This window comes from Pseudomonas sp. NFX1, assembly GCF_051123555.1.
In the GTDB taxonomy this organism is placed as follows: domain Bacteria; phylum Pseudomonadota; class Gammaproteobacteria; order Pseudomonadales; family Pseudomonadaceae; genus Aquipseudomonas; species Aquipseudomonas capeferrum.
In genome coordinates, this window is the sequence record NZ_CP169366.1 from 3,583,770 (window position 1) to 3,606,040 (window position 22,271).

20 protein-coding genes are annotated in these 22,271 nt (G+C 63.2%); 13 read left to right on the forward strand and 7 right to left on the reverse strand.

The window, feature by feature from the left end:
• The first annotated feature begins 287 nt into the window (after positions 1-287).
• From gcvH to DJ563_RS16125, 6 genes are all read left to right on the forward strand, one after another.
• Positions 288-671 (forward strand): glycine cleavage system protein GcvH, encoded by a 384-nt coding sequence (gcvH, locus tag DJ563_RS16100; protein ID WP_434518022.1) that lies wholly within the window; start codon positions 288-290, stop codon positions 669-671.
• Between the two features lie 11 nt (positions 672-682).
• Positions 683-3,538 (forward strand): aminomethyl-transferring glycine dehydrogenase, encoded by a 2,856-nt coding sequence (gene gcvP, locus DJ563_RS16105; RefSeq protein ID WP_434518023.1) that lies wholly within the window; start codon positions 683-685, stop codon positions 3,536-3,538.
• A 61-nt stretch (positions 3,539-3,599) separates the two neighbouring features.
• On the forward strand, positions 3,600-4,976 hold the full coding sequence (locus tag DJ563_RS16110) for an L-serine ammonia-lyase (RefSeq protein WP_434518024.1): 1,377 nt from the start codon (positions 3,600-3,602) through the stop codon (positions 4,974-4,976).
• Positions 4,977-5,003: 27 nt separating this feature from the next.
• Complete coding sequence (gene gcvT, locus DJ563_RS16115; RefSeq protein WP_434518025.1) at positions 5,004-6,125, forward strand: glycine cleavage system aminomethyltransferase GcvT; 1,122 nt, start codon at positions 5,004-5,006, stop codon at positions 6,123-6,125.
• Between the two features lie 357 nt (positions 6,126-6,482).
• Entirely contained in the window at positions 6,483-6,695 is a 213-nt protein-coding gene (locus tag DJ563_RS16120; RefSeq protein WP_033701061.1) for a cold-shock protein, read from the forward strand.
• A gap of 96 nt (positions 6,696-6,791) precedes the next feature.
• Positions 6,792-7,280, forward strand: a complete 489-nt coding sequence (locus tag DJ563_RS16125; protein WP_033701063.1) for an RDD family protein — start codon at positions 6,792-6,794, stop codon at positions 7,278-7,280.
• A gap of 43 nt (positions 7,281-7,323) precedes the next feature.
• Here the strand turns inward: DJ563_RS16125 and lptG are convergent, their stop codons facing one another.
• On the reverse strand, positions 7,324-8,385 hold the full coding sequence (gene lptG, locus DJ563_RS16130; RefSeq protein WP_033701064.1) for an LPS export ABC transporter permease LptG: 1,062 nt from the start codon (positions 8,383-8,385) through the stop codon (positions 7,324-7,326).
• Positions 8,378-9,493, reverse strand: a complete 1,116-nt coding sequence (gene lptF, locus DJ563_RS16135) for an LPS export ABC transporter permease LptF (protein ID WP_274100645.1) — start codon at positions 9,491-9,493, stop codon at positions 8,378-8,380. The genes lptG and lptF overlap by 8 nt, the downstream gene beginning before the upstream one ends.
• A gap of 301 nt (positions 9,494-9,794) precedes the next feature.
• Here lptF and DJ563_RS16140 point away from each other — a divergent pair, with 301 nt between their 5' ends.
• The 5 genes from DJ563_RS16140 (at position 9,795) to rlmF (ending at position 16,245) form a co-directional block, all read left to right on the forward strand.
• A complete protein-coding gene (locus tag DJ563_RS16140; protein WP_047581429.1) occupies positions 9,795-11,288 on the forward strand; it encodes a leucyl aminopeptidase in 1,494 nt (497 codons plus the stop codon).
• Between the two features lie 50 nt (positions 11,289-11,338).
• Positions 11,339-11,767 carry a DNA polymerase III subunit chi gene (locus DJ563_RS16145; RefSeq protein WP_434518026.1) on the forward strand — a complete coding sequence of 143 codons (429 nt, stop codon included), beginning with the start codon at positions 11,339-11,341 and terminating at the stop codon, positions 11,765-11,767.
• A 5-nt stretch (positions 11,768-11,772) separates the two neighbouring features.
• Positions 11,773-12,138 (forward strand): hypothetical protein, encoded by a 366-nt coding sequence (locus DJ563_RS16150; protein ID WP_033701069.1) that lies wholly within the window; start codon positions 11,773-11,775, stop codon positions 12,136-12,138.
• 146 nt (positions 12,139-12,284) lie between these two features.
• Positions 12,285-15,131: a valine--tRNA ligase gene (locus tag DJ563_RS16155; RefSeq protein WP_434518027.1), complete on the forward strand. Its 2,847-nt coding sequence runs from the start codon at positions 12,285-12,287 to the stop codon at positions 15,129-15,131.
• A gap of 163 nt (positions 15,132-15,294) precedes the next feature.
• Positions 15,295-16,245: a 23S rRNA (adenine(1618)-N(6))-methyltransferase RlmF gene (gene rlmF / locus DJ563_RS16160; RefSeq protein ID WP_274100418.1), complete on the forward strand. Its 951-nt coding sequence runs from the start codon at positions 15,295-15,297 to the stop codon at positions 16,243-16,245.
• A gap of 52 nt (positions 16,246-16,297) precedes the next feature.
• Here the strand turns inward: rlmF and DJ563_RS16165 are convergent, their stop codons facing one another.
• Positions 16,298-16,579 (reverse strand): HU family DNA-binding protein, encoded by a 282-nt coding sequence (locus tag DJ563_RS16165; RefSeq protein WP_003255106.1) that lies wholly within the window; start codon positions 16,577-16,579, stop codon positions 16,298-16,300.
• Positions 16,580-16,973: 394 nt separating this feature from the next.
• Between DJ563_RS16165 and yejK the strand changes: the two genes are divergently transcribed.
• The gene (yejK, locus tag DJ563_RS16170) at positions 16,974-17,981 is read left to right on the forward strand and encodes a nucleoid-associated protein YejK (RefSeq protein ID WP_033701074.1); all 1,008 of its coding nucleotides are present in this window, start codon (positions 16,974-16,976) and stop codon (positions 17,979-17,981) included.
• 18 nt (positions 17,982-17,999) lie between these two features.
• On the opposite strand, the gene DJ563_RS16175 is transcribed toward yejK, so the two are convergent.
• The 4 genes from DJ563_RS16175 to DJ563_RS16190 form a co-directional block, all read right to left on the reverse strand.
• Positions 18,000-18,281, reverse strand: a complete 282-nt coding sequence (locus DJ563_RS16175; protein ID WP_274100419.1) for a GIY-YIG nuclease family protein — start codon at positions 18,279-18,281, stop codon at positions 18,000-18,002.
• A gap of 17 nt (positions 18,282-18,298) precedes the next feature.
• On the reverse strand, positions 18,299-18,787 hold the full coding sequence (locus tag DJ563_RS16180) for a nuclear transport factor 2 family protein (RefSeq protein WP_274100420.1): 489 nt from the start codon (positions 18,785-18,787) through the stop codon (positions 18,299-18,301).
• A 168-nt stretch (positions 18,788-18,955) separates the two neighbouring features.
• Positions 18,956-20,236 carry a CynX/NimT family MFS transporter gene (locus DJ563_RS16185; protein ID WP_274099529.1) on the reverse strand — a complete coding sequence of 427 codons (1,281 nt, stop codon included), beginning with the start codon at positions 20,234-20,236 and terminating at the stop codon, positions 18,956-18,958.
• Between the two features lie 13 nt (positions 20,237-20,249).
• Positions 20,250-20,900: a FadR/GntR family transcriptional regulator gene (locus DJ563_RS16190; protein WP_434518028.1), complete on the reverse strand. Its 651-nt coding sequence runs from the start codon at positions 20,898-20,900 to the stop codon at positions 20,250-20,252.
• Positions 20,901-21,038: 138 nt separating this feature from the next.
• Between DJ563_RS16190 and DJ563_RS16195 the strand changes: the two genes are divergently transcribed.
• Positions 21,039-22,220 (forward strand): alkaline phosphatase family protein, encoded by a 1,182-nt coding sequence (locus DJ563_RS16195; protein WP_434518029.1) that lies wholly within the window; start codon positions 21,039-21,041, stop codon positions 22,218-22,220.
• The last annotated feature ends 51 nt before the right edge of the window (positions 22,221-22,271 follow it).

The window sequence follows — 22,271 nt, forward strand, 5'->3', positions numbered from 1 at the left end:
GTAGCCCGACAGGCTTGGATGATGTGAATGTATTGATTTCGATACATCGTATTGAAATCAATACACCCCAACTCCGATGTGTATCTGTAAGGGTTTGCCGCGACTAGCGATTTGGGCCGTGGGTGTTCTGTATCGATTTCATTCCATCCCTATTTTCAACACGCCTTCGACTATTTATCAAGCCATTGATTTATAAGCTTTTTATTTTATTGGCCACATTTTTGCTACAGGAAATCCAACAAGTGCGTGGCTAACCACGCCTACCGCCCTGCTTTCGAGGATTTCCCATGAGCGAGTTGCGTTTCACCGAAGATCACGAATGGCTGCGCGTCGAAGCCGACGGCAGCGTCACCGTGGGCATCACCGCCTTCGCCCAGAACGCCCTCGGCGATGTGGTCTTCGTGCAACTGCCAGAGCTGCAGCAGTACGAAAAAGCAGCCGAAGCCTCCACCGTCGAATCGGTCAAGGCCGCCAGCGGCGTGTACATGCCACTGACCGGTGAAGTGGTCGCCGTCAACGAAGGGCTCAATGACAGCCCTGAGCTGGTCAACGAAGACCCGATGGGCGAAGGCTGGTTCTTCCGCTTCATCCCGGCCGACATGAGCGAAGTGACCGCCCTGCTCGACCAGGACGCCTACGACCGCCTGATCAAAGCCAACGACGACGCCTGAGGAACTACACCATGACCATCAACCTCGGCACCGCCAACGAATTCATCGCCCGCCACATCGGCCCACGCGCCGCTGACGAACAGGCCATGCTCGCCACCCTGGGCTTCGAGTCGCTGGACGCAATGACCGCTGCGGTCATCCCCGACAGCATCAAGGGCACCAGCGTGCTCGGCGCAGAAGATGGCCAGAGCGAAGCCGACGCCCTCGCGGCGCTGAAAGCCATCGCCGGCACCAACCAGCTGTTCAAGAGCTACATCGGCCAGGGTTACTACAACACCCACACCCCGGCACCGATCCTGCGCAACCTGCTGGAAAACCCCGCCTGGTACACCGCCTACACCCCTTACCAGCCCGAGATTTCCCAAGGCCGCCTGGAAGCGCTGCTAAACTTCCAGACCTTGATCAGCGACCTGACCGGCCTGCCGATCGCCAACGCCTCCCTGCTCGACGAAGCCACCGCCGCTGCCGAGGCCATGACCTTCTGCAAACGCCTGTCGAAGAACAAGGGCAGCCATGCGTTCTTTGCGTCGGTACACTGCCACCCGCAGACCCTCGACGTGCTGCGCACCCGTGCCGAGCCGCTGGGCATCGACGTGGTGGTCGGCGACGAACGCGAACTGACCGATGTAAGCGCCTTCTTCGGCGCACTGCTGCAGTACCCGGCCAGCAACGGTGAAGTGTTCGACTACCGCGAACTGGTCCAGCGCCTGCACGCGGCCAACGCCCTGGTGGCCGTGGCGGCCGACCTGCTGGCCCTGACCCTGCTGACCCCGCCGGGCGAGTTCGAGGCCGACGTGGCCATCGGCAGCGCCCAGCGCTTCGGCGTGCCACTGGGCTTCGGTGGCCCGCACGCGGCCTACTTCGCCACCCGTGATGCCTTCAAGCGCGACATGCCGGGCCGCCTGGTAGGCGTGTCGATCGACCGCTTCGGCAAGACCGCCCTGCGCCTGGCCATGCAAACCCGCGAGCAGCACATCCGCCGCGAAAAGGCCACCAGCAACATCTGCACCGCCCAGGTGCTGCTGGCCAACATCGCCAGCATGTTCGCCGTGTACCACGGCCCGGAGGGCCTCAAGCGCATCGCCCAACGCACCCACGCACTGACCGCCATCCTCGCCGCCGGCCTCAAGGCCATGGGCATCCAGGTGGTCGGCCAGAGCGCGTTCGATACCCTGACCCTGGCAACCGGCGAAGCCACCGCCAGCCTGCACGCAAAAGCCCGCACCCAGCGCATCAACCTGCGCCAGGTCGATGCGGGCCATGTCGGCCTGTCGCTCGACGAAACCACCGCCCAGGCGGACGTTGAAGCGCTGTGGCAACTGCTGGCCGGCGACCAGCCGCAACCCGACTTCGCCACCCTCGCCGCCAGCACCGGCTCGTTGCTGCCTGCCGGCCTGCTGCGCCAGTCGGCGATCCTCGAACACCCGGTGTTCAACCGCTACCACAGCGAAACCGAGCTGATGCGTTACCTGCGCCGCCTGGCCGACAAGGACCTGGCGCTGGACCGCAGCATGATCCCGCTGGGTTCGTGCACCATGAAGCTCAACGCTGCCAGTGAAATGATCCCGGTCACCTGGGCCGAATTCGGCAACCTGCACCCTTTCGCCCCGGCCGAACAGAGCCAGGGTTACCTGCAGATGACCACCGAGCTGGAAGCCATGCTGTGCGCCGCTACCGGCTACGACGCGGTGTCGCTGCAACCCAACGCCGGCTCCCAGGGCGAGTACGCAGGCCTGCTGGCCATCCGCGCCTACCACCGCAGCCGCGGCGAGGCCCATCGCGACATCTGCCTGATCCCGTCCTCGGCCCACGGCACCAACCCGGCGACCGCCAACATGGCGGGCATGCGTGTGGTGGTCACCGCCTGTGATGCCCGTGGCAACGTCGATGTCGAGGACCTGCGGGCCAAGGCCATCGAACACCGCGAGCGCCTGGCCGCCATCATGATCACCTACCCGTCGACCCACGGCGTGTTCGAGGAAGCGATTGGCGAAATCTGCGCGATCATCCACGACAACGGCGGCCAGGTTTATATCGACGGCGCCAACATGAACGCCATGGTCGGCCTGTGCGCCCCGGGCAAGTTCGGCGGCGACGTTTCGCACCTGAACCTGCACAAGACCTTCTGCATCCCCCACGGCGGTGGCGGCCCGGGCGTCGGCCCGATCGGCGTCAAGTCGCACCTGGCGCCGTTCCTGCCGGGCCATGCGCAGCTGGAGAACCCGCAGGGCGCGGTGTGCGCCGCGCCGTTCGGCAGCGCCAGCATCCTGCCGATCACCTGGATGTACATCCGCATGATGGGCGGTGCCGGCCTCAAGCGCGCCTCGCAAATGGCGATTCTCAACGCCAATTACATCGCCCGCCGCCTGGAAGAGCACTATCCTGTTCTGTACACCGGTGGCAATGGCCTGGTCGCCCACGAGTGCATCCTCGACCTGCGCCCGCTCAAGGACACCAGCGGCATCAGCGTCGACGACGTGGCCAAGCGCCTGATCGACTTTGGCTTCCACGCCCCGACCATGTCCTTCCCGGTGGCCGGCACGCTGATGATCGAGCCGACCGAAAGCGAGGCCAAGGAAGAGCTGGACCGCTTCTGCGACGCGATGATCCAGATCCGCGAAGAAATTCGTGCCGTGGAAAACGGCAGCCTGGACAAGGACGACAACCCGCTGAAAAACGCCCCGCACACCGCAGCGGAACTGGTTGGCGATTGGGCCCATGGCTACAGCCGCGAGCAGGCTGTGTACCCGCTGCCGAGCCTGGTGCAAAGCAAGTACTGGCCACCGGTCGGCCGGGTCGACAACGTGTTCGGCGACCGTAACCTGGTCTGCGCCTGCCCGTCGATCGAGAGCTATCAGGACGCCTGAGGCGGTCTGTAGAACGTTGGGGCTGCCGCGCGGCCCCAAAAAGTTCAAAAGGAGGCACACCATGTCACTGAGCGTCTTCGACCTGTTCAAGATCGGCATCGGCCCCTCCAGCTCCCACACGGTCGGCCCCATGCGCGCCGCTGCACGCTTCGCCGAAGGCCTGCGCCGCGACGGCCTGCTGGCCGACACGGTCAGCGTCAAGGCCGAGCTGTATGGCTCACTCGGCGCCACCGGCAAGGGCCACGGCAGCGACAAGGCAGTATTGCTTGGCCTGGAAGGCGAGCACCCCGATACCGTCGACACCGAATCCATCCCCGCCCGCCTGCAGGCGATCCGTGACAGCGGCCGCCTGCGCCTGCTCGGCGATCACGAAATCGACTTCATCGAAAAACAGCACCTGGCGATGATCCGCAAGCCACTGGCCTATCACCCCAACGGCATGATCTTCCGCGCCTTGGACAGTGCCGGTTTGCAAATTCGCAGCCGCGAGTACTACTCGGTGGGCGGCGGTTTCGTGGTCGACGAAGAGGCCGCCGGGCACGACCGCATCGTCGAGGACAGCACGGTACTCACCTATCCGTTCACAACCGCCAAGCAATTGCTCGGGCACTGCACTGCACACCATCTGTCGGTGAGCCAGGTGATGCTGGCCAATGAGGCGGCCTGGCGCCCCGAGGCCGAAACCCGCGCCGGTCTGCTGCGGATCTGGCAAGTGATGCAGGATTGCGTCGAGGCCGGTTACCGGCATGAGGGCATTCTGCCGGGCGGGCTCAAGGTCAAGCGCCGGGCCCCGGCGCTGTACCGCCAGCTCAGCCAGCACCCGGAAGCCAGCCTGCGTGATGCACTCTCGGTGCTGGACTGGGTGAACCTCTATGCCCTTGCGGTCAACGAGGAAAATGCCTACGGCGGGCGCGTGGTCACCGCGCCGACCAACGGTGCGGCGGGCATCGTCCCGGCGGTACTGCACTACTACATGCGCTTTGTCCCAGGCGCCAGCGAAGACGGCGTGGTGCGTTTTCTGCTCACGGCGGCGGCAATCGGCATCCTCTATAAGGAAAACGCCTCCATCTCGGGTGCCGAAGTCGGCTGCCAGGGCGAGGTCGGCGTGGCCTGCTCGATGGCTGCCGGGGCCCTGTGCGAAGTCATGGGCGGTACCGTGCAACAGGTGGAGAACGCCGCCGAGATCGGCATGGAACACAACCTGGGCCTGACCTGCGACCCAATCGGCGGGCTGGTCCAGGTGCCCTGCATCGAGCGCAACGCCATGGGCTCGGTGAAGGCGATCAACGCCGTGCGCATGGCCTTGCGCGGCGACGGGCAGCACTTCGTGTCGCTCGACAAGGTCATCCGCACCATGCGCCAGACCGGCGCCGACATGAAAAGCAAATACAAGGAGACCGCCCGCGGCGGTCTGGCCGTCAACATCATCGAATGTTGACCCGATAACAACACCAAGGAGTCACCGATGTCCGAAACACTGCTCAAGACCCCGCTGCACGCCCTGCACCTGGAGCTGGGTGCGCGCATGGTGCCATTTGCCGGCTATGACATGCCGGTGCAGTACCCGCTGGGCGTGCTCAAAGAGCACCTGCACACGCGTGAGCAGGCTGGCCTGTTCGACGTCTCGCACATGGGCCAGATCATCCTGCGCGGCAGCGAGGCGGCCCAGGCACTGGAAAGCCTGGTGCCGGTGGATATCGTCGACCTGCCAGTGGGCACGCAGCGCTATGCCATGTTCACCAACGAGCAAGGCGGCATCCTCGACGACCTGATGGTCGCCAACCTCGGTGACGACGTGCTGTTCCTGGTGGTCAACGCCGCCTGCAAGGACCAGGACCTGGCCCACCTGCAAAAACACATCGGCAGCCGCTGCGAGATTGAGCCGCTGTTCGAGGCCCGCGCCCTGCTGGCCCTGCAAGGGCCGGCTGCGGTCAAGGTGCTGGAGCGCCTGGCCCCGGAAGTGGCCGGCATGACCTTCATGCAGTTCCGCCCGGTGACCTTGCTGGGTGAAGCCTGCTACGTCAGCCGCTCGGGCTATACCGGTGAGGACGGTTACGAGATCTCGGTGCCGGCCCATGCCGCCGAGGCGCTGGCCCGACGCCTGCTGGCCGAGCCAGAGGTGCAACCGATAGGCCTGGGGGCGCGTGACTCGCTACGCCTGGAAGCCGGCCTGTGCCTGTACGGCCACGACATGAACAGCACGACCACGCCGATCGAAGCCAGCCTGTTGTGGGCCATCTCGAAAGTGCGCCGCGCCGACGGTGCCCGCGCCGGTGGTTTCCCGGGTGCCGAGGCGATCTTCGCGCAACAGCAACAGGGCGTGGCACGCAAGCGCGTCGGCCTGCTGCCGCAGGAACGCACGCCGGTACGTGAAGGTGCACCGATCGTCGATGCAGCCGACCAGCCAGTGGGCGAAGTTTGCAGCGGTGGCTTTGGCCCAACACTGGGCGCCCCTGTCGCAATGGGCTATATCGACAGCGAACATACCGCACTAGACACACCACTGTTTGCACTTGTACGCGGCAAGAAGGTGGCCTTGAAAGTCAGCAAAATGCCTTTCGTGGCACAACGTTACTACCGCGGCTGAAAGCAAGACGTGAAGTGTTTGAACAGGTTTGTCATATTCGATTTCGAACCTGTTCAATAACGAATGAACATGGCGCCAGCCCAGGCGCCATGCCGTCTCCGACAAATTGTTCGGCTATCGGCGAAAGCCCGTTTTTCCAGAGGAGCAAGGGCTTGTTTTTTTCTCGGGAGTTGGCGTAGAGTCACTGCACTGTGTTTGCATGGGTCGCAACAGTTCGTGACCTGGGCCAGTAGCCGCGATCTGCTACAACCCGTTCGACGTCTCTTACTTTCCAGCAACCCAGCCCAGTAAGCTTTCATGCCAATACGTCATGAAAGTCACTGTTATCAAATTAATAGATTCATAGGAAATAAGAAAATGGCACAGCGTCAGAACGGTACCGTCAAGTGGTTCAATGACGAGAAAGGTTACGGTTTCATCACCCCAGAGAGCGGTCCGGATCTGTTCGTGCACTTCCGTGCCATTCAGGGCAACGGCTTCAAAAGCCTGAAAGAAGGCCAGAAGGTTACCTTCGTAGCCGTTCAAGGACAAAAAGGCATGCAGGCTGACGAAGTCCAGCCAGAAGCCTGATAATCCATAAAAAAGAGCCCTTGCGTTGACGCGCAGGGGCTTTTTTTTGCCTGCAGTTCCCTAGAATGAGCCTTTGCCATCCGGAGCTGCTGCGCAATGTCCAAGCCCCCCCTCATGCCTCAGGGTAACTTTCCACCTGCTGGGCTAGGCCGCCGGCTGGCGGCGATGTTCTATGACTTCCTGCTGTGCACTGCCCTGCTGATCGTGACGGCGGGCGCGTACAAGATGATCCAGATGGCGATCATCGGTGAGGCCCGCATGCGTGCGCTGACCGACGCCGGTGCGCTGGATGGCGACCCGCTGTTGTCGACGATCCTGCTGTTCGCGCTGTTCGGTTTCTTTGCCAAGTTCTGGACCCATGGCGGGCAGACGCTGGGCATGCAGGTATGGGGCGTGCGCGTGCAGAACGCCGATGGCAGTGCCATCAGCCTGTGGCAGGCGCTGTTGCGCTTCGTGGTCTCGATCGCTTCCTGGCTGTGCCTGGGTCTGGGGTTTTTCTGGGCGTTGATCGACAAGCGCAAACGCGGCTGGCATGACATCTATTCCGAGACCCAGCTGGTGCGGGTACCCAAGCAGAAGAAATGAAAAAGCCGACCCTGAGGTCGGCTTTTGTGCATCGTTCAGGTCATCAACCTGCTCGGCGTAGTAACCACACCCCTGCCAGTGCACACACCGCGGCCGGTATCACCACCGCCAGCAGCGGCGGGAAGCCGAACACCTGGCTCGAAGGGCCAAGCAAGTCCTGGGCGATGCGGAACACGAAGCCCACCAGCACGCCGGTGAACACCCGCTGGCCCAAGGTTACAGAACGCAGTGGGCCGAAGATGAAGGAAATCGCCATCAACACCAGCGCTGCGGTTACCGCAGGCTGCAGCACCTTGGTCCAGAACGCCAGCCAGTAGCGAGCGTTGTTCAAGCCTTGGTCCGACAGGTAGTGGATGTAATCCCAAAGCCCGGTGATCGACAGCGACTCCGGGGCCAGGATCACGGTATTGAGCAGTTGCGGCGTGACCGAAACATCCCAGCGCTCTTGCGGCGTCGTCACCACTTCGGTGTGGTCGCCACGGAAATACGTGGTGCGCACATCGCTTAGCAGCCAGTGGTCGTCGTTGTACTGCGCCCGACGGGCAAAGCTGGAGGTGACGATCTTGCGCTCGTCGTCGAAGCGGTAGCGGGTCACGCCCAGCAACAGGCCATTGGGCTGCACGGCGTTGATGTGCACGAACTCCTCGCCCTGGCGGTGCCACATACCACGCTTGGAGCTCTGCGCTTCACCACCGCCCTGGGCCAGCGAACGGTCTGCCTGGGCCTTGTTTTCGGTAACCGGCGCCACGTACTCGCCAATCAGCACACCCACCAGCATCAGCACCAGCATCGGCTTCATCACCGCCCAGACGATGCGGCCGATGGAAACCCCCGCCGCACGCATGATGGTCAGCTCGCTGCTGCTGGCCAGGCTGCCCAGGCCGATCAGGCAACCGATCAGCGCCGCCATCGGCAGCATTTCATACAAGCGCCGGGGTGCGGTCAGCAGCACGAAGTTGCCCGCTTCCATGACCGTGTAGGTGTCGCTCAGGTCGCTCATCTCATCGATGAAGGCAAACAGCGAGGCCAGGCCGAGGATGATCCCCAGCACGGCCAGAATGGCCATCAGCACGCTTTGGCCGATGTAACGATCCAGCTTACCCATGGGCCACCTCCGCACGACGTGCGGCGCGCTTCAGGCGCAGCGGCTCCCAGTACATCAGCCCAAGGCCGATCAGCAGGAACAGCCCGTGCACCCACCACATGCCCAGGGCGATCGGCAGTTTGCCCTTCTCGAGGGCGCCGCGTACGGAAATCAGCATTGTCAGGTAGGCCATGTACAGAAGAATCGCCGGCAGCAATTTGAGGAAGCGGCCCTGGCGCGGGTTGACCCGCGACAGCGGCACCGCCAGCAGGGTCACGACGAAGACCAGAATCGGCAAGGACAGCCGCCATTGCAGCTCGGCACGTTCGCGCAGGCCCTTCTGGCCAATCAGCTGCGAAGTGGGGATGGCCTCACGCTCGGTCACTTCTTCGCTGACTTCAGGCTTGGGCAGCAGTACCCCGTAGGTGTCGTACTTGATCGCACGGTAATCGGCCTGGCCTGGGTTGCCGTCGTAACGGTAGCCGTTTTCGAGAATCAGGTAGCGGTTGCCGTCGGCCTGGATTTCCTGGTGGCCTTTTTCGGCAACCAGCACGGACGGCGCCCGGTCCTTGGTCTTGTCCTGGTTGAAGCGCTTTTCGGAGATGAACACCCCGGCCAGGTTGACGCGATCATCCGACAGCTCTTCGGTGTAGGTCACCCGCGAGCCATCGCGCAGGGTCTGGAAGCGCCCCGGCACCAGGGTATCGAACTCGGTCAGGGCATCCTGCTGGCTGATGATCTGCTGCACCTGGGAAACGCCCAGCGGCGCCAGGCTCAGGCTCAGCCAGGCAACCAGCAAAGCGACCAGGGCAGCCGGCGCCATGGTCATGCCAAGCAGGCGCTGCTGGCTCATGCCCGTGGCCGAAAGCACGGTCATTTCGCTTTCGAGGTACAAGCGGCCATACGCCAGAAGGATGCCGAGGAACAGCCCCAACGGCAGGATCAGCTGCAAGAAGCCCGGCAGGCGGAAGCCCATGATCAGGAACAGCACGCTCGGGTCGAGCACGCCTTGGGCGGCCTGGGCCAGGTACTTGATGAAGCGCCCGCTCATGATGATCACCAGCAGCACTGCGCTGACGGCGCTCAAGGTCACCAGGACCTCGCGGGAGAGATAACGAAAGACGATCAAACCAGACACTCCTGGGTTGTCAGGGCGGACTGCCAAACAATGGCGCCAGACAATGACTTAGTACAGCCAAGACCAATGCCGGTTCGCCATAGGCGAACCTCCATGTAAAGTGCGCGCATTATCCTGTGATTGACCGCCCCTGTCACTTGGCCGCGCATGAAGCCGCAAAACAGGGTTGTCAGCAGCCTTGCCGCAGGCTCAAACTGGCAGCTTTTCCACGGGTACGCGACCACGCGGCCTGGCCCGCCCAGAGCGCTGGAACACAAAGCGCCAACTGTATCGATCATTCGGGGACCCTGACATGGAACTGGTTGTAAAAAGCGTAGCTGCTGCATCGGTAAAAACCGCCACTCTGGTCGTACCAGTTGGTGAAGGCCGCAAGCTCGGCGCTGTTGCCAAGGCCGTCGACCAAGCCTGCGAAGGTGCCATCAGCGCCGTGCTCAAGCGTGGCGACCTGGCAGGCAAGCCGGGCCAGACCCTGCTGCTGCAGAGCCTGCCGGGCCTGAAGGCCGAGCGTGTGCTGCTGGTTGGCAGCGGCAAGGACGAAGCCCTGGGCGATCGCGCCTGGCGCAAGCTGGTCGGCAGTGTCGCCGGCGTGCTCAAAGGCCTCAACGGTGGTGACGCCGTACTTGCCCTGGACGATGTCGCCGTCAGCAACCGCGACGCCCACTACGGCAAATACCGCCTGCTGGCCGAGACCCTGCTCGACGGCGAGTACGTGTTCGACCGTTTCAAAAGCCAGAAGGCCGAGCCACGTGCCCTGAAAAAGGTCACCCTGCTAGCCGACAAGGCGGGCCTGGCCGAGGTCGAGCGCGCCGTCAAGCACGCCACTGCCATCGCCACCGGCATGGCCTTCACCCGCGACCTGGGCAACCTGCCGCCCAACCTGTGCCACCCAAGCTTCCTCGCCGAGCAGGCCAAGGAACTGGGCAAGGCACACAAAGGCCTCAAGGTCGAAGTGCTCGACGAGAAGAAGATCAAGGACCTGGGCATGGGCGCGTTCTACGCCGTGGGCCAGGGCAGCGACCAGCCGCCACGCCTGATCGTGCTCAACTACCAGGGCGCCAAGAAGGCTGACAAGCCGTTCGTGCTGGTGGGCAAGGGCATCACCTTCGACACCGGTGGCATCAGCCTCAAGCCAGGCGCCGGCATGGACGAGATGAAGTACGACATGTGCGGCGCCGCCAGTGTGTTCGGCACCCTGCGTGCGGTGCTCGAACTGCAGCTGCCGATCAACCTGGTGTGCCTGCTGGCCTGCGCCGAAAACATGCCGAGCGGCGGCGCTACCCGCCCAGGTGACATCGTCACCACCATGAGCGGCCAGACCGTCGAAATCCTCAACACCGATGCCGAAGGCCGTCTGGTGCTGTGCGATACCCTGACCTACGCCGAACGCTTCAAGCCCCAGGCGGTGATCGACATTGCCACCCTGACCGGCGCCTGCATCGTTGCCCTGGGCAGCCACACCTCGGGCCTGATGGGCAACAACGACGACCTGGTCGGCCAGTTGCTCGATGCCGGCAAGCGCGCCGACGACCGTGCCTGGCAGCTGCCGCTGTTCGACGAGTACCAGGAGCAACTGGACAGCCCGTTCGCCGACATGGGCAACATCGGTGGGCCGAAGGCCGGCACCATCACGGCGGGCTGCTTCCTGTCGCGCTTCGCCAAGGCCTACAACTGGGCGCACATGGACATCGCCGGCACCGCCTGGATCAGCGGTGGCAAGGACAAGGGCGCCACTGGCCGCCCGGTCCCGCTGCTGACCCAGTACCTGCTCGATCGCGCTGGCGCCTGATGCCGTGAGACCGGTGGCGCCATGCGCGCCACCGGCCGGCAGACCCCACCATGAGCAAAGTCGATTTCTACATCCTGCCCACCGATTCCTTGTCGGCGCGGCTCGATTTCGCCTGCAAGTTGTGCGACAAAGCCTGGCGCCTCGGCCACCGGGTCTACTTGCATTGCCAGGACGCCGAGCAGCGCAGCGAACTGGACCAACGTCTATGGCACTTCAAAGGCGAGGCTTTCGTGCCTCACGACCTGGCGGAGCTGCACGCTGATGCCACCGTGGCCTTAGGGCTTGCCGAGGATGCCGGGCAACACCGTGACCTGCTGATCAACCTGGGGGCTGGCGTACCCGCGTTCGCAGGGCAGTTCGAACGGGTTGCCGAAATCGTCGTCGAGGAACCGAGCATCCGCCAATCGGCCCGTGAGCGGTTCCGTTTCTACCGTGAACAGGGCTATGCTCTGCAAGACCACCGCTTACAGCGACTTTGACGACGATGGACAAGCCCTCCCCTTTGCCCGACTCCGCCCACCTGCTCGATGACCTCGAGTCGATCCGCCAACTGCTGGGCGACGCCGACCTGCAACCGCCGCTGCTGACCGAGACGGTGGAACAGATCCCGTTGTTGCTCGACGAGCCTGGCGGCAATGCCGCACCTGCCGTCGCGCCTGCCGTCGCTGAACCTGAGGAAGATTCGCAAACCCGCCGCCAGGACACCCTGTTGCACCTGGAAAGCGAGTTGCGCGCGGCAGCGCAGGCGATCATGCAAGACGTGATCAATGACTTCACCCCGCACATCGAGAACGAGATCAAGCGTCGGCTGGATGCGCGCATCGAACGTTTGATCAAGCGCTCCGAGTAAACCGGCCCCTCGCATGCCCCTCTTCGCGGTTTTACCCGCGAAGAAACCACCGCCCGCCTGCAGATGACAGCCGCGTGTCGCCTGCGGCCCCCACCTTGGTTATACTTCCCGGCTTTCCCGAATAAATGCACAGGGTCCCGCCGCGCATGGATAAGACCTACCAGCCGCACGCCATCGAAACTTCCTGGTACAACACCTGGGAGTCCGAGAACTATTTCGCTCCACAAGGTGCAGGCGAGTCCTACACCATCATGATCCCACCGCCGAACGTGACCGGCAGCCTGCACATGGGCCATGGGTTCAACAACGCGATCATGGACGCCCTGATCCGCTTCCGCCGCATGCAGGGTCGCGACACCCTGTGGCAGCCGGGTACCGACCACGCCGGTATCGCCACGCAGATGCTGGTCGAGCGTCAGCTCGAAGCCAAAGGCCAGAGCCGTCATGACCTGGGCCGCGAACAGTTCCTGGAAAAAGTCTGGGAGTGGAAGGATCAGTCCGGCGGCAACATCAGCCGTCAGATCCGCCGCCTGGGCTCGTCGGTCGATTGGAGCCGTGAGCGCTTCACCATGGACGATGGCCTGTCCGAAGCGGTCAAGGAAGCCTTCGTGCGCCTGCACGAAGACGGCCTGATCTACCGCGGCAAGCGCCTGGTCAACTGGGACACCAAGCTGCACACGGCAATCTCCGACCTCGAAGTGGAAAACCACGACGAGAAGGGCCACCTGTGGAACCTGCGCTACCCGCTGGCCGACGGCGCCAAGACCGCCGAGGGCAAGGACTACCTGGTGGTTGCCACCACGCGTCCGGAAACCCTGCTGGGTGATGCGGCTGTCGCGGTCAACCCGACCGACGAACGCTACCAGGCCCTGATCGGCAAGTTCGTCGAGCTGCCGCTGGTCGGCCGCCGCATCCCGATCATCGCCGACGACTATTGCGACCCTGAATTCGGCACCGGCTGTGTGAAGATCACCCCGGCTCACGACTTTAACGACTACGAAGTCGGCAAGCGCCACAACCTGCCGCTGCTGAACATCTTCGACAAGAACGCGATGGTCCTGGCCAGTGCCCAGGCCTTCAACCTCGACGGCAGCGTCAACGAGCAGGTCGACACCACCCTGCCCGCCCAGTACGCCACCCTCGACCGCTTTGTCGCGCGCAAGCAGATCGTCGCCGACCTGGACGCCCAGGGCCTGCTGGTCAGCATCGACGACCACGCCCTGAAAGTGCCGAAAGGCGACCGTTCGGGCACCGTCATCGAACCGTGGCTGACCGACCAGTGGTACGTCTCCACCAAGCCGCTGGCAGAGCCTGCCATCGCTGCCGTGGAAGATGGCCGCATCCAGTTCGTGCCCAAACAGTACGAAAACATGTATTTCTCCTGGATGCGCGACATCCAGGACTGGTGCATCAGCCGCCAGCTGTGGTGGGGCCACCGCATCCCGGCCTGGTACGACGAGGCCGGCCAGGTCTATGTCGGCCGCGACGAGGCTGAAGTACGTGCCAAGCACAACCTGGGCGCCGACGTTGTCCTGCGTCAGGACGATGACGTGCTGGACACCTGGTTCAGCTCGGGCCTGTGGACCTTCTCCACGCTGGGCTGGCCGGAACAGACCGAGTTCCTCAAGAAGTTCCACTCCACCGATGTGCTGGTGACCGGCTTCGACATCATCTTCTTCTGGGTTGCGCGCATGATCATGCTGACCATGCACCTGATCAAGAACGAGGACGGCACCCCGCAGGTTCCGTTCAAGACCGTGTACGTGCACGGCCTGGTGCGTGACGGCCAGGGCCAGAAGATGTCCAAGTCCAAGGGCAACGTCCTTGACCCGCTGGACATCGTTGACGGCATCACCCTCGACGCCCTGCTGGAAAAACGCACCAGCGGCATGATGCAGCCCAAGCTTGCCGAGAAGATCGCCAAGCAGACCAAGGCCGAGTTCCCTGAAGGCATCGCCAGCTACGGTACCGACGCCCTGCGCTTCACCTTCTGCTCGCTGGCCTCCACCGGCCGTGACATCAAGTTCGACATGGGCCGCGTCGAAGGCTACCGCAACTTCTGCAACAAGATCTGGAACGCCGCCCGCTACGTGCTGGACAAGGGCGAGGACTGCGGCCAGAACGGCGAAGCCTGCGAGCTTTCGCTGGCCGACCGCTGGATCATCTCGCAGTTGCAGCGTACCGAAGCCGAAGTGACCCGCCAGCTCGAGCAGTTCCGCTTCGACCTGGCCAGCCAGGCCCTGTACGAGTTCATCTGGAACCAGTACTGCGACTGGTACCTGGAGCTGTCCAAGCCGGTGCTGTGGGACGAGAACGCCCCCGTCGAGCGCGCCCGCGGCACCCGTCGCACCTTGGTGCGTGTGCTGGAAGTGGCACTGCGCCTGGCGCACCCATTCATGCCGTTCATCACCGAAGAAATCTGGCAGCGCATCGCGCCGCTGGCCGGCGTCCAGGGCAAGACCATCATGCTGCAGCCGTGGCCGGTGGCCAACGAAAGCCGCATCGATGCTGCCGCCGAAGGCGACATCGAGTGGCTCAAGGAACTGATGGTCGGCCTGCGCAATATCCGCGCCGAAATGAACATCGGCCCAGGCAAGCCGCTGCCACTGTTCCTGAAGAACGCCAATGCCGATGACCAGCGTCGCCTGCAGGAAAACGAAGCCCTGCTGAAGAAACTGGCCAAGGTCGAGTCGTTCACCGTGCTCGGCGATGCCGACGAAGCGCCACTGTCGGCCACCGCGCTGGTGGGCGATCTGCAGGTGCTGGTGCCCATGGCCGGCCTGATCGACAAGGACGCCGAACTGGCTCGCCTGAACAAGGAGATCCAGCGTCTGCAGGGTGAAGTCCAGCGCGTCGGCGGCAAGCTGTCCAACGCGGCCTTCGTTGACAAGGCACCGCCTGCGGTGATCGAAAAGGAACGCGCCAAGCTGGCCGAGTCCGAACAGGCCCTGGCCAACTTCACCGAGCAGCATGCGCGTATTGCTGCGCTGTAACAATCTGATAGACCGCTGGGGCCGCTTTGCGGCCCTTTCGCGACACAAGGCCGCTCCTACAGGGACGGCGCCGGTTTGAAGGGCGCCGCTATCCTGTAGGAGCGGCCTTGTGTCGCGAAAGGGCTGTAAAGCAGCCCCACGGCCTGCAACACCGGATCCGACCATGACCGAAAAACCCACCCTGCACCCGCGCAACCGCCACCAGGGTCGCTACGACTTCCCCAGCCTGATCAAGGCCCACCCCGACCTGGCCCGCTTCACCATCACCAACCCGCACGGCAAGCCCAGCATCGACTTTGCCAACCCCGAAGCGGTACGGGTGTTCAACCGCGCTCTGCTCAAGGCCCAATACGGCATCCAGCACTGGGACATTCCCGCCGACTACCTGTGCCCACCCATCCCCGGGCGCGCCGACTACATCCACGTGCTCGCCGACCTGCTGGGCGATGACAACGCCGGCGAGATCCCCAAAGGCGCCCAGATACGCGTACTGGATATCGGCGTGGGGGCCAACTGCATCTACCCGCTGATCGGCCACAGCGACTACCGCTGGCGCTTCCTGGGCTCGGACATTGACCCCGTGGCATTGGCTTCGGCCAAGGCCATCGTCCAGGCCAACGGCCTGAACAAAGCCATCAGCTTGCGCCAACAGGCCAACCGCACGCACATCCTCAGCGGCCTGCTGCAGGACGACGAGCGCTTCGACCTGACCCTGTGCAACCCGCCCTTCCATGCTTCACGCGAGGAGGCCACCCGCGGCAGCCAGCGCAAGTGGAAGAACCTGGGCAAGCAGGACCCCAAGCGCAAACTGCCCGTGCTCAATTTCGGCGGCCAGAACAACGAACTGTGGTGCGAGGGCGGCGAGATCCGCTTCGTGACCCAAATGGTCGGGGAAAGCGCGCAGTACGGCGCAAGCGTGCTGTGGTTCACCAGCCTGGTGTCCAAGGCCAGCAACCTGCCAGGCATCGAGGCGGCGCTGAAAAAGGCCGGCGCCCAGGCCGTGCGCATTGTCGAGATGGGCCAAGGGCAGAAGCAGAGCCGCATGGTCGCCTGGAGCTTCCAGGACGCCAACGCTCGCCAGGCCTGGCACGCGCGACGCAAAACGCAAGGATGAAAAAAAACCGCGTCCGGGCAAGCCGGACGCGGTTTGGTCAACGCTTCAACAATTACTTGTTGATGGCGTCGGTCAGCACTTTGGCTGGGACGAACTTGACGACTTTCTTGGCAGCGATTTCGATGGCAGCGCCAGTCGAAGGGTTGCGGCCGGTACGGGCAGGACGCTCGGAGACTTTCAGCTTGCCGATGCCTGGCAGGGTGATTTCAGCGCCGTTTTCCAGTTGGTCAGCAACGATCTGGCCCAGTTGCTCCAGTGCGTTCTTGGCGGTGGCTTTTGGCGCGGCGATCGACTCGGCGATGTCGGCAATCAGTTGGTCTTTGGTCAATGCCATGGTGATGTTCCTTCCCTATCAAATTCAGTAGTTATGCAGCGAGCTACGACGTGATCGGGCCAGCCCCTGAATTCTGGAGGGCCGCGCCAATTCGGGTATGTAGATACGTAAATCGGCGTTTGGTTCGACACGACGCTAGCGTGCTGCCAGCAATGCGCCACACGAGGGGCGCAAGACCGCGCAAAGCTACCACAGGAATAGATAAATATCCGCTGCGCACATCGATTTAATGCAGGTTTTTCAGGGGTTTTGGCTTAAAACGCAAAAAACTGAACAAAAAACGAACAACCGGCATTTCTGCCAACATCCGGCCACTGCATCGCCTTGTCTCTGGGGTAAACTGGACGACTTTTGCAGCGCGGCCGTGCACCGCCCCAGACTCGCCGAGGACTTCATGCCAATTCGTCATTGCATCGTTCACCTGATCGACAAGAAGCCCGATGGCAGCCCCGCCGTGCTGCATGCACGCGACACCGAGCTTGGCGCCTCCGATGCCATCGAAAACCTGCTGGCCGACCTCAACGACAGTTACAACGCCAAGCAAGGCAAAGCGTGGGGCTTCTTCCACAGTGAGTCGGGCGCCTACCCACTCAGTGGCTGGCTGAAGCAGTACCTGGATGCGGAAAAAGACTTCGCCGCGTTCAGCCGTGTTGCCGTCGAACACCTGCAAAAGCTGATGGAAGAGTCCAACCTCTCCACCGGCGGGCACATTCTGTTTGCCCATTACCAGCAAGGCATGACCGACTACCTGGCCATCGCCCTGCTGCATCACAGCGAAGGCGTGGCAGTGAACGCCGAACTCGACGTGACGCCATCGCGCCACCTGGACCTCGGCCAGTTGCACCTCGCAGCGCGCATCAACCTGTCCGAGTGGAAGAACAACCAGAATTCCAAGCAGTACATCTCGTTCATCAAGGGCAAGAACGGCAAGAAAGTCTCCGACTACTTCCGTGACTTCATCGGCTGCCAGGAAGGCGTCGACGGCCCCGGCGAAACCCGCACCCTGCTCAAGGCCTTCAGCGACTTCGTCGAGAGCGAGGACCTGCCCGAAGCGTCGGCCCGCGAGAAGACCCAGACCCTGGTCGACTACGCCACCAGCCAGACCAAGCTGGGCGAGCCGGTTGCCCTGGACGAGCTGTCCAGCCTGATCGATGAGGACCGCCCCAAGGCGTTCTACGATCACATTCGCAACAAGGACTACGGCCTGTCGCCGGAAATCCCTGCGGATAAACGCACCCTCAACCAGTTCCGCCGCTTCACCGGGCGTGCCGAAGGGCTGTCGATCAGCTTCGAGGCGCATTTGCTGGGGGACAAGGTGGAGTATGACGAAGTGGCGGGCACCTTGATCATCAAGGGGCTGCCGACGCAGTTGGTGGACCAGTTGAAGCGGCGTAAAGATTGATATCGCCGGGGGCGCACGCTAAACCTGATAAGACGCCACCAGCGCCTCCTTGGCCGACTTGCGCAGCCGCTTCACCAGGCGCTCCTGGCGCAACGCTTCGCCTTTGTCCGGCCACTGCTCGACATACACCAGCGCCTGCGCCGGGCTGGTCTTGAAGTAACGCGCGCCCTGCCCCTTCTGATGCGCCATAAAGCGCCGCTGCGGGTCGTCACTGATCCCGCAGTACAGCGACCCATTAGCCGCCCGCACCAGGTAGACATACCACGGTTTGACGGCCTGACTCAGTACTTCTTCGCTCACGACAGCTGCTCTTTGTGTTACGGAGTGGGTACGTTGCCGTGCTGGTGCTGGTAAGCCCGCAGCCCCTTGAACGCCTGCTGGCGTACCTTGTTCTGCAACAGCGGCGTCCAGCCGAGCAGCACCCCTGGCGCGCCCAGTGCCTGACGCGACCAGCGCCAGAGGTCGAAACTGTCGTCATGCTGACAGATCAACCCGTCACGGATGACAAACCGCGCCTGGATATCGTTGACCACGGTGCGGCCGGTCTGGCTGAACAGGTAGCTCGCGACCCAGTGCGCGCTACCACTGTGCGCATCCGCGCGAACGTTGTCGAACTTCAGGGTGAAGCCCTTGGCGCGCGTGGTCAGCATCCGCCACATGTCGCCAGCATCCTGACCGCGCAGGGTGCCGAAGACCGGGTCGCTGAACACGATGTCGTCGCTGTAGCAGGCCACCATGGCCTCGGCGTCCAGGCGCTGGAAGGCCTGGTAGAAGCGGGTGATCAGCTCGCGGTTGGCATCGCTCATGAGGGCAGGTCCGTCCTGGGAATAGAAGGATGCAAGATAATCTGCCCGCTGCGCTTGCGCCAGTGCTGGCCCTTTCGCGGGGCAAGCCCGCTCCCACAAGTACTTCACAAACTTCATTTGTGGGAGCGGGCTTGCCCCGCGAAAGGGCCGGCATGGACAGAATCAGCATCAGACTTTTTCGCTGGTCACCTGCACATGCAACGCGCGCCCTGCGCCAAGCCCGAAACCAATAGCACCTATGCCCAGCACGGCAAAAATCCACCCCACTGCCGCCCAGCCACCGGTCATATCGTGCACCAGGCCCACTGCAAACGGCCCCATCGACGCCAGGGTGTACCCCACCCCCTGTGCCATGCTCGACAGGTTCGCCGCCACATGCGCGTCCTTCGAGCGCAGCACGATCAAGGTCAGCGCCAGGGCAAAGGTGCCGCCCTGCCCCAGGCCCAGCAGTACAGCCCAGCCCCACAGCCCTGAGATCGGCGCATACAGGCAACCGAACAAGCCGGCCAAGGTAACCAGCATGACGATCACGATAGCCAGGCGCTGATCCTTGCCGCGTGTTGCCAGCCAAGGCGCACTGAGTGAGCTGACCAATTGCACGATCACCGACCCCGACAACACCAGCCCCGCCTCGGTCGGGCTCAGGCCGCGGCCAATCAGAATCGACGGCAACCAGCCGAAGACGATATAGGCCAGCGATGACTGCAGGCCCATGTACAAGGTCACCTGCCAGGCCAAGGGGTCGCGCCAAAGGCCACGCACCCGATAAGCAACCTTGTGCAGGCCGTGTCCTTGGCGCGCCTGGGGTAGCCAGACGAGCATGGCCAGCAGAGCCGGCACCGCCCAGAAGCCTAGCCCCAGCGCCCAACTGCCCTCGTAGCGTTGAGCCAGGGGCACCGTGGCGCCGGCTGCCATGGCTGCGCCCAGGCACAGGGCCATGGTGTACACGCCGGTCAACGTCCCGGCGTGCTGCGGGAAATCGCGCTTGACGATGCCCGGCAACAGCACGCCGATGATGCCAATACTGGCGCCGGCCATGAGGCTGCCCAGGAATACCCCGGCCGTCCCAAACGCGCTGCGCACCACAATGCCCAAGGCCAAGGTGAGGAGAATGCCGAAAATCACCCGCTCACTGCCAAAACGCCGCGCCAGGACCGGCGCCAGCGGCGCAAACAAGCCCAGACACAGCACCGGCAAGGTGGTCAGCAGGCCCGCCTGCGACGCGCTCAGGCCCAAGCCCTCGGAAACCAGGCCGAGTACCGGGGCCATGCTCGACAACGCCGGGCGCAGGTTCAGCGCCACCAGCACCAGGCCCAGCAGCAACAGCCAGGGCCTGCGCAGCAGCACAGGCTGCTGCTGAACCTGCTCGTCATCGGCTTCGGCGTCGATCAACAGTTCGTCGAGTTCCCGCTCGCCGGTGGGGGTGCTACGGGTGATGGATTCAGCCATGGCCTTCTCTGGGTCAGGATTCGATGAGGGTGCGGCTCAGGCGCTTGGCCCGCTCCGCATCACGTTGTTCGATGGCATCGAGGATTTCCCCGTGCAGATCGAACGTGGACTGGCAGCGTGGGACGGTGGTCATGTTGTGTTGCAGCGCTGCCGCCACCACACCGGAGAAATACCGGTACAACTCACTCAATGCAGGGTTGTGGGCGGCATCGACCAGGCGCTGGTGGAACACCAGGTCGCAGGTCACGTAGGCATCGATGTCGCCGTGAAAGTGCCCGGCACTGCCTTCAAGGGCTTCACGCAGCGCCTTCAGGTCTGCGTCGGTGCGGCGCAACGCCGCCAGGCCGATGGCCTCGGTCTCGAGGATATGGCGGGTTTCCCGCGCCTGTTCAGGCGTGCAACGCGACATCGCCTGCACAGCCAACAGCGGGTCCTGCACAGCACGCAGATAACTGCCATCGCCCTGCCTGATCTCCACCAGGCCACTGAACGCCAGCACGCGCATGGCCTCACGCACGGTGTTGCGGCTGATGCCCAGCGCCTGGGCCAGCTCAGGCTCGGTCGGCAGTCGCTGCCCTACCTGCCAGTCGCCCTGAAGGATGCGCTCACGCATGCGCTCCACGGCGAGTTCGACCAGGGAACGCTTGGTCAACTCTACGCTCATCACATTCAACCAATCATCCGATGAATTACCGAAGCTTAATGGATGGCGCTCCGGACGGCAAACCACCTGGTATTTCTGCCAGTTGTGAGCAGCGCACTTTATTGCAACGCTCGCTGTACCTTCCAAGGATGCCTCTCCATGCGACTATCAGCCTTGCTTCTGCTGACGTTGGCCTTGCTGGCAGGTTGCGGACCGGCGCAAAAAGGGCCTGAACCGAAAACCCTGATCGTCGGCATCGAAGGTGTGCAATTCGAACAGTACGAGGCATTGGGCGATGCCACCCACCTCAAGCAACGTCTGTATTACGCGTACACCTATACCGGCGGCATCACCGGCAAGCCCAGCGAGCAGCCCACCCTCAGCGGCCCAGGCTGGGTCACCTTGCTCACTGGGGTCTGGAGCAACAAGCATGGCGTTGACTCCAATGCCGAGTCGCTGCGGGTCGACCCGGCATTTCCCAGCTTGTTCAAGCGGCTGCGTGAGGCACTGCCGACGGCCCACCTCGCCAGTGTGGTGCACGGGTCGCCAATCAACAGCGCATTTTTGCTCGAAGATGCCCATGGCAACGATGTGCGCGAAAGCGGCTTGTCCGATGAACAGGTCACCCTGCGAGCACTGCAGATTCTCGGCAGCACGCCTGCCGACTTCACCTTCATTGAGCTGGGCGAACCTGATGAAGCCGGCCACGCTGCAGGCTTCGGCGAGCGCTACCAACAGGCACTGCGCAATGCCGATAACCGGCTGGGGAGACTGCTGGACAAGGTCGACGAACGGCGCCGCAATCACCCGCAAGAAGACTGGCTGGTGATTGTCAGTACCGACCATGGCCGCGACTATCGGGGCAAGGGCCATGGTGGCGTCACCGAGCAGGAAAAGACCACCTTCATCGCCAGCAACAAACCGATGAACGAAGAGCTGACCGAGCCCATCCTCCCAGAAGAAAACCCCGGGCCAAACAACCTGTATTGCCTTGCCGCGCAGACCTCGGTGGCGCCCACCGTCCTGCGCCACATGGGCCAGGCGCTGCAAGCCCAGTGGCTACTGGACGGCCCCCCCCTGCTGGGTGAGGCAGGTGCGCGCAAGGCCAGGGCCGATGAAGCCAATGCGCGTCTGCGCTGGCACAGCAGCGCCAAGGGCTACCTGACCATCCTCAAGAACGGGCATGTGGTTGCACAAGTACCGGCTGCGGCCGGGCAATGGACCGACCCGGACGGCATGGATACCGTCAACGACTACGTGCTGGTACTCGATGGCACCCCGGTGGCGGTGCGGAACAGGCCTGCCGGCCAACCCTACAACATCGAGGAAGTGGCCTACTGAACGTTGCGCCCTGAATGAAAAACCCCGCCTGGCAGCCAGTGCCAGGCGGGG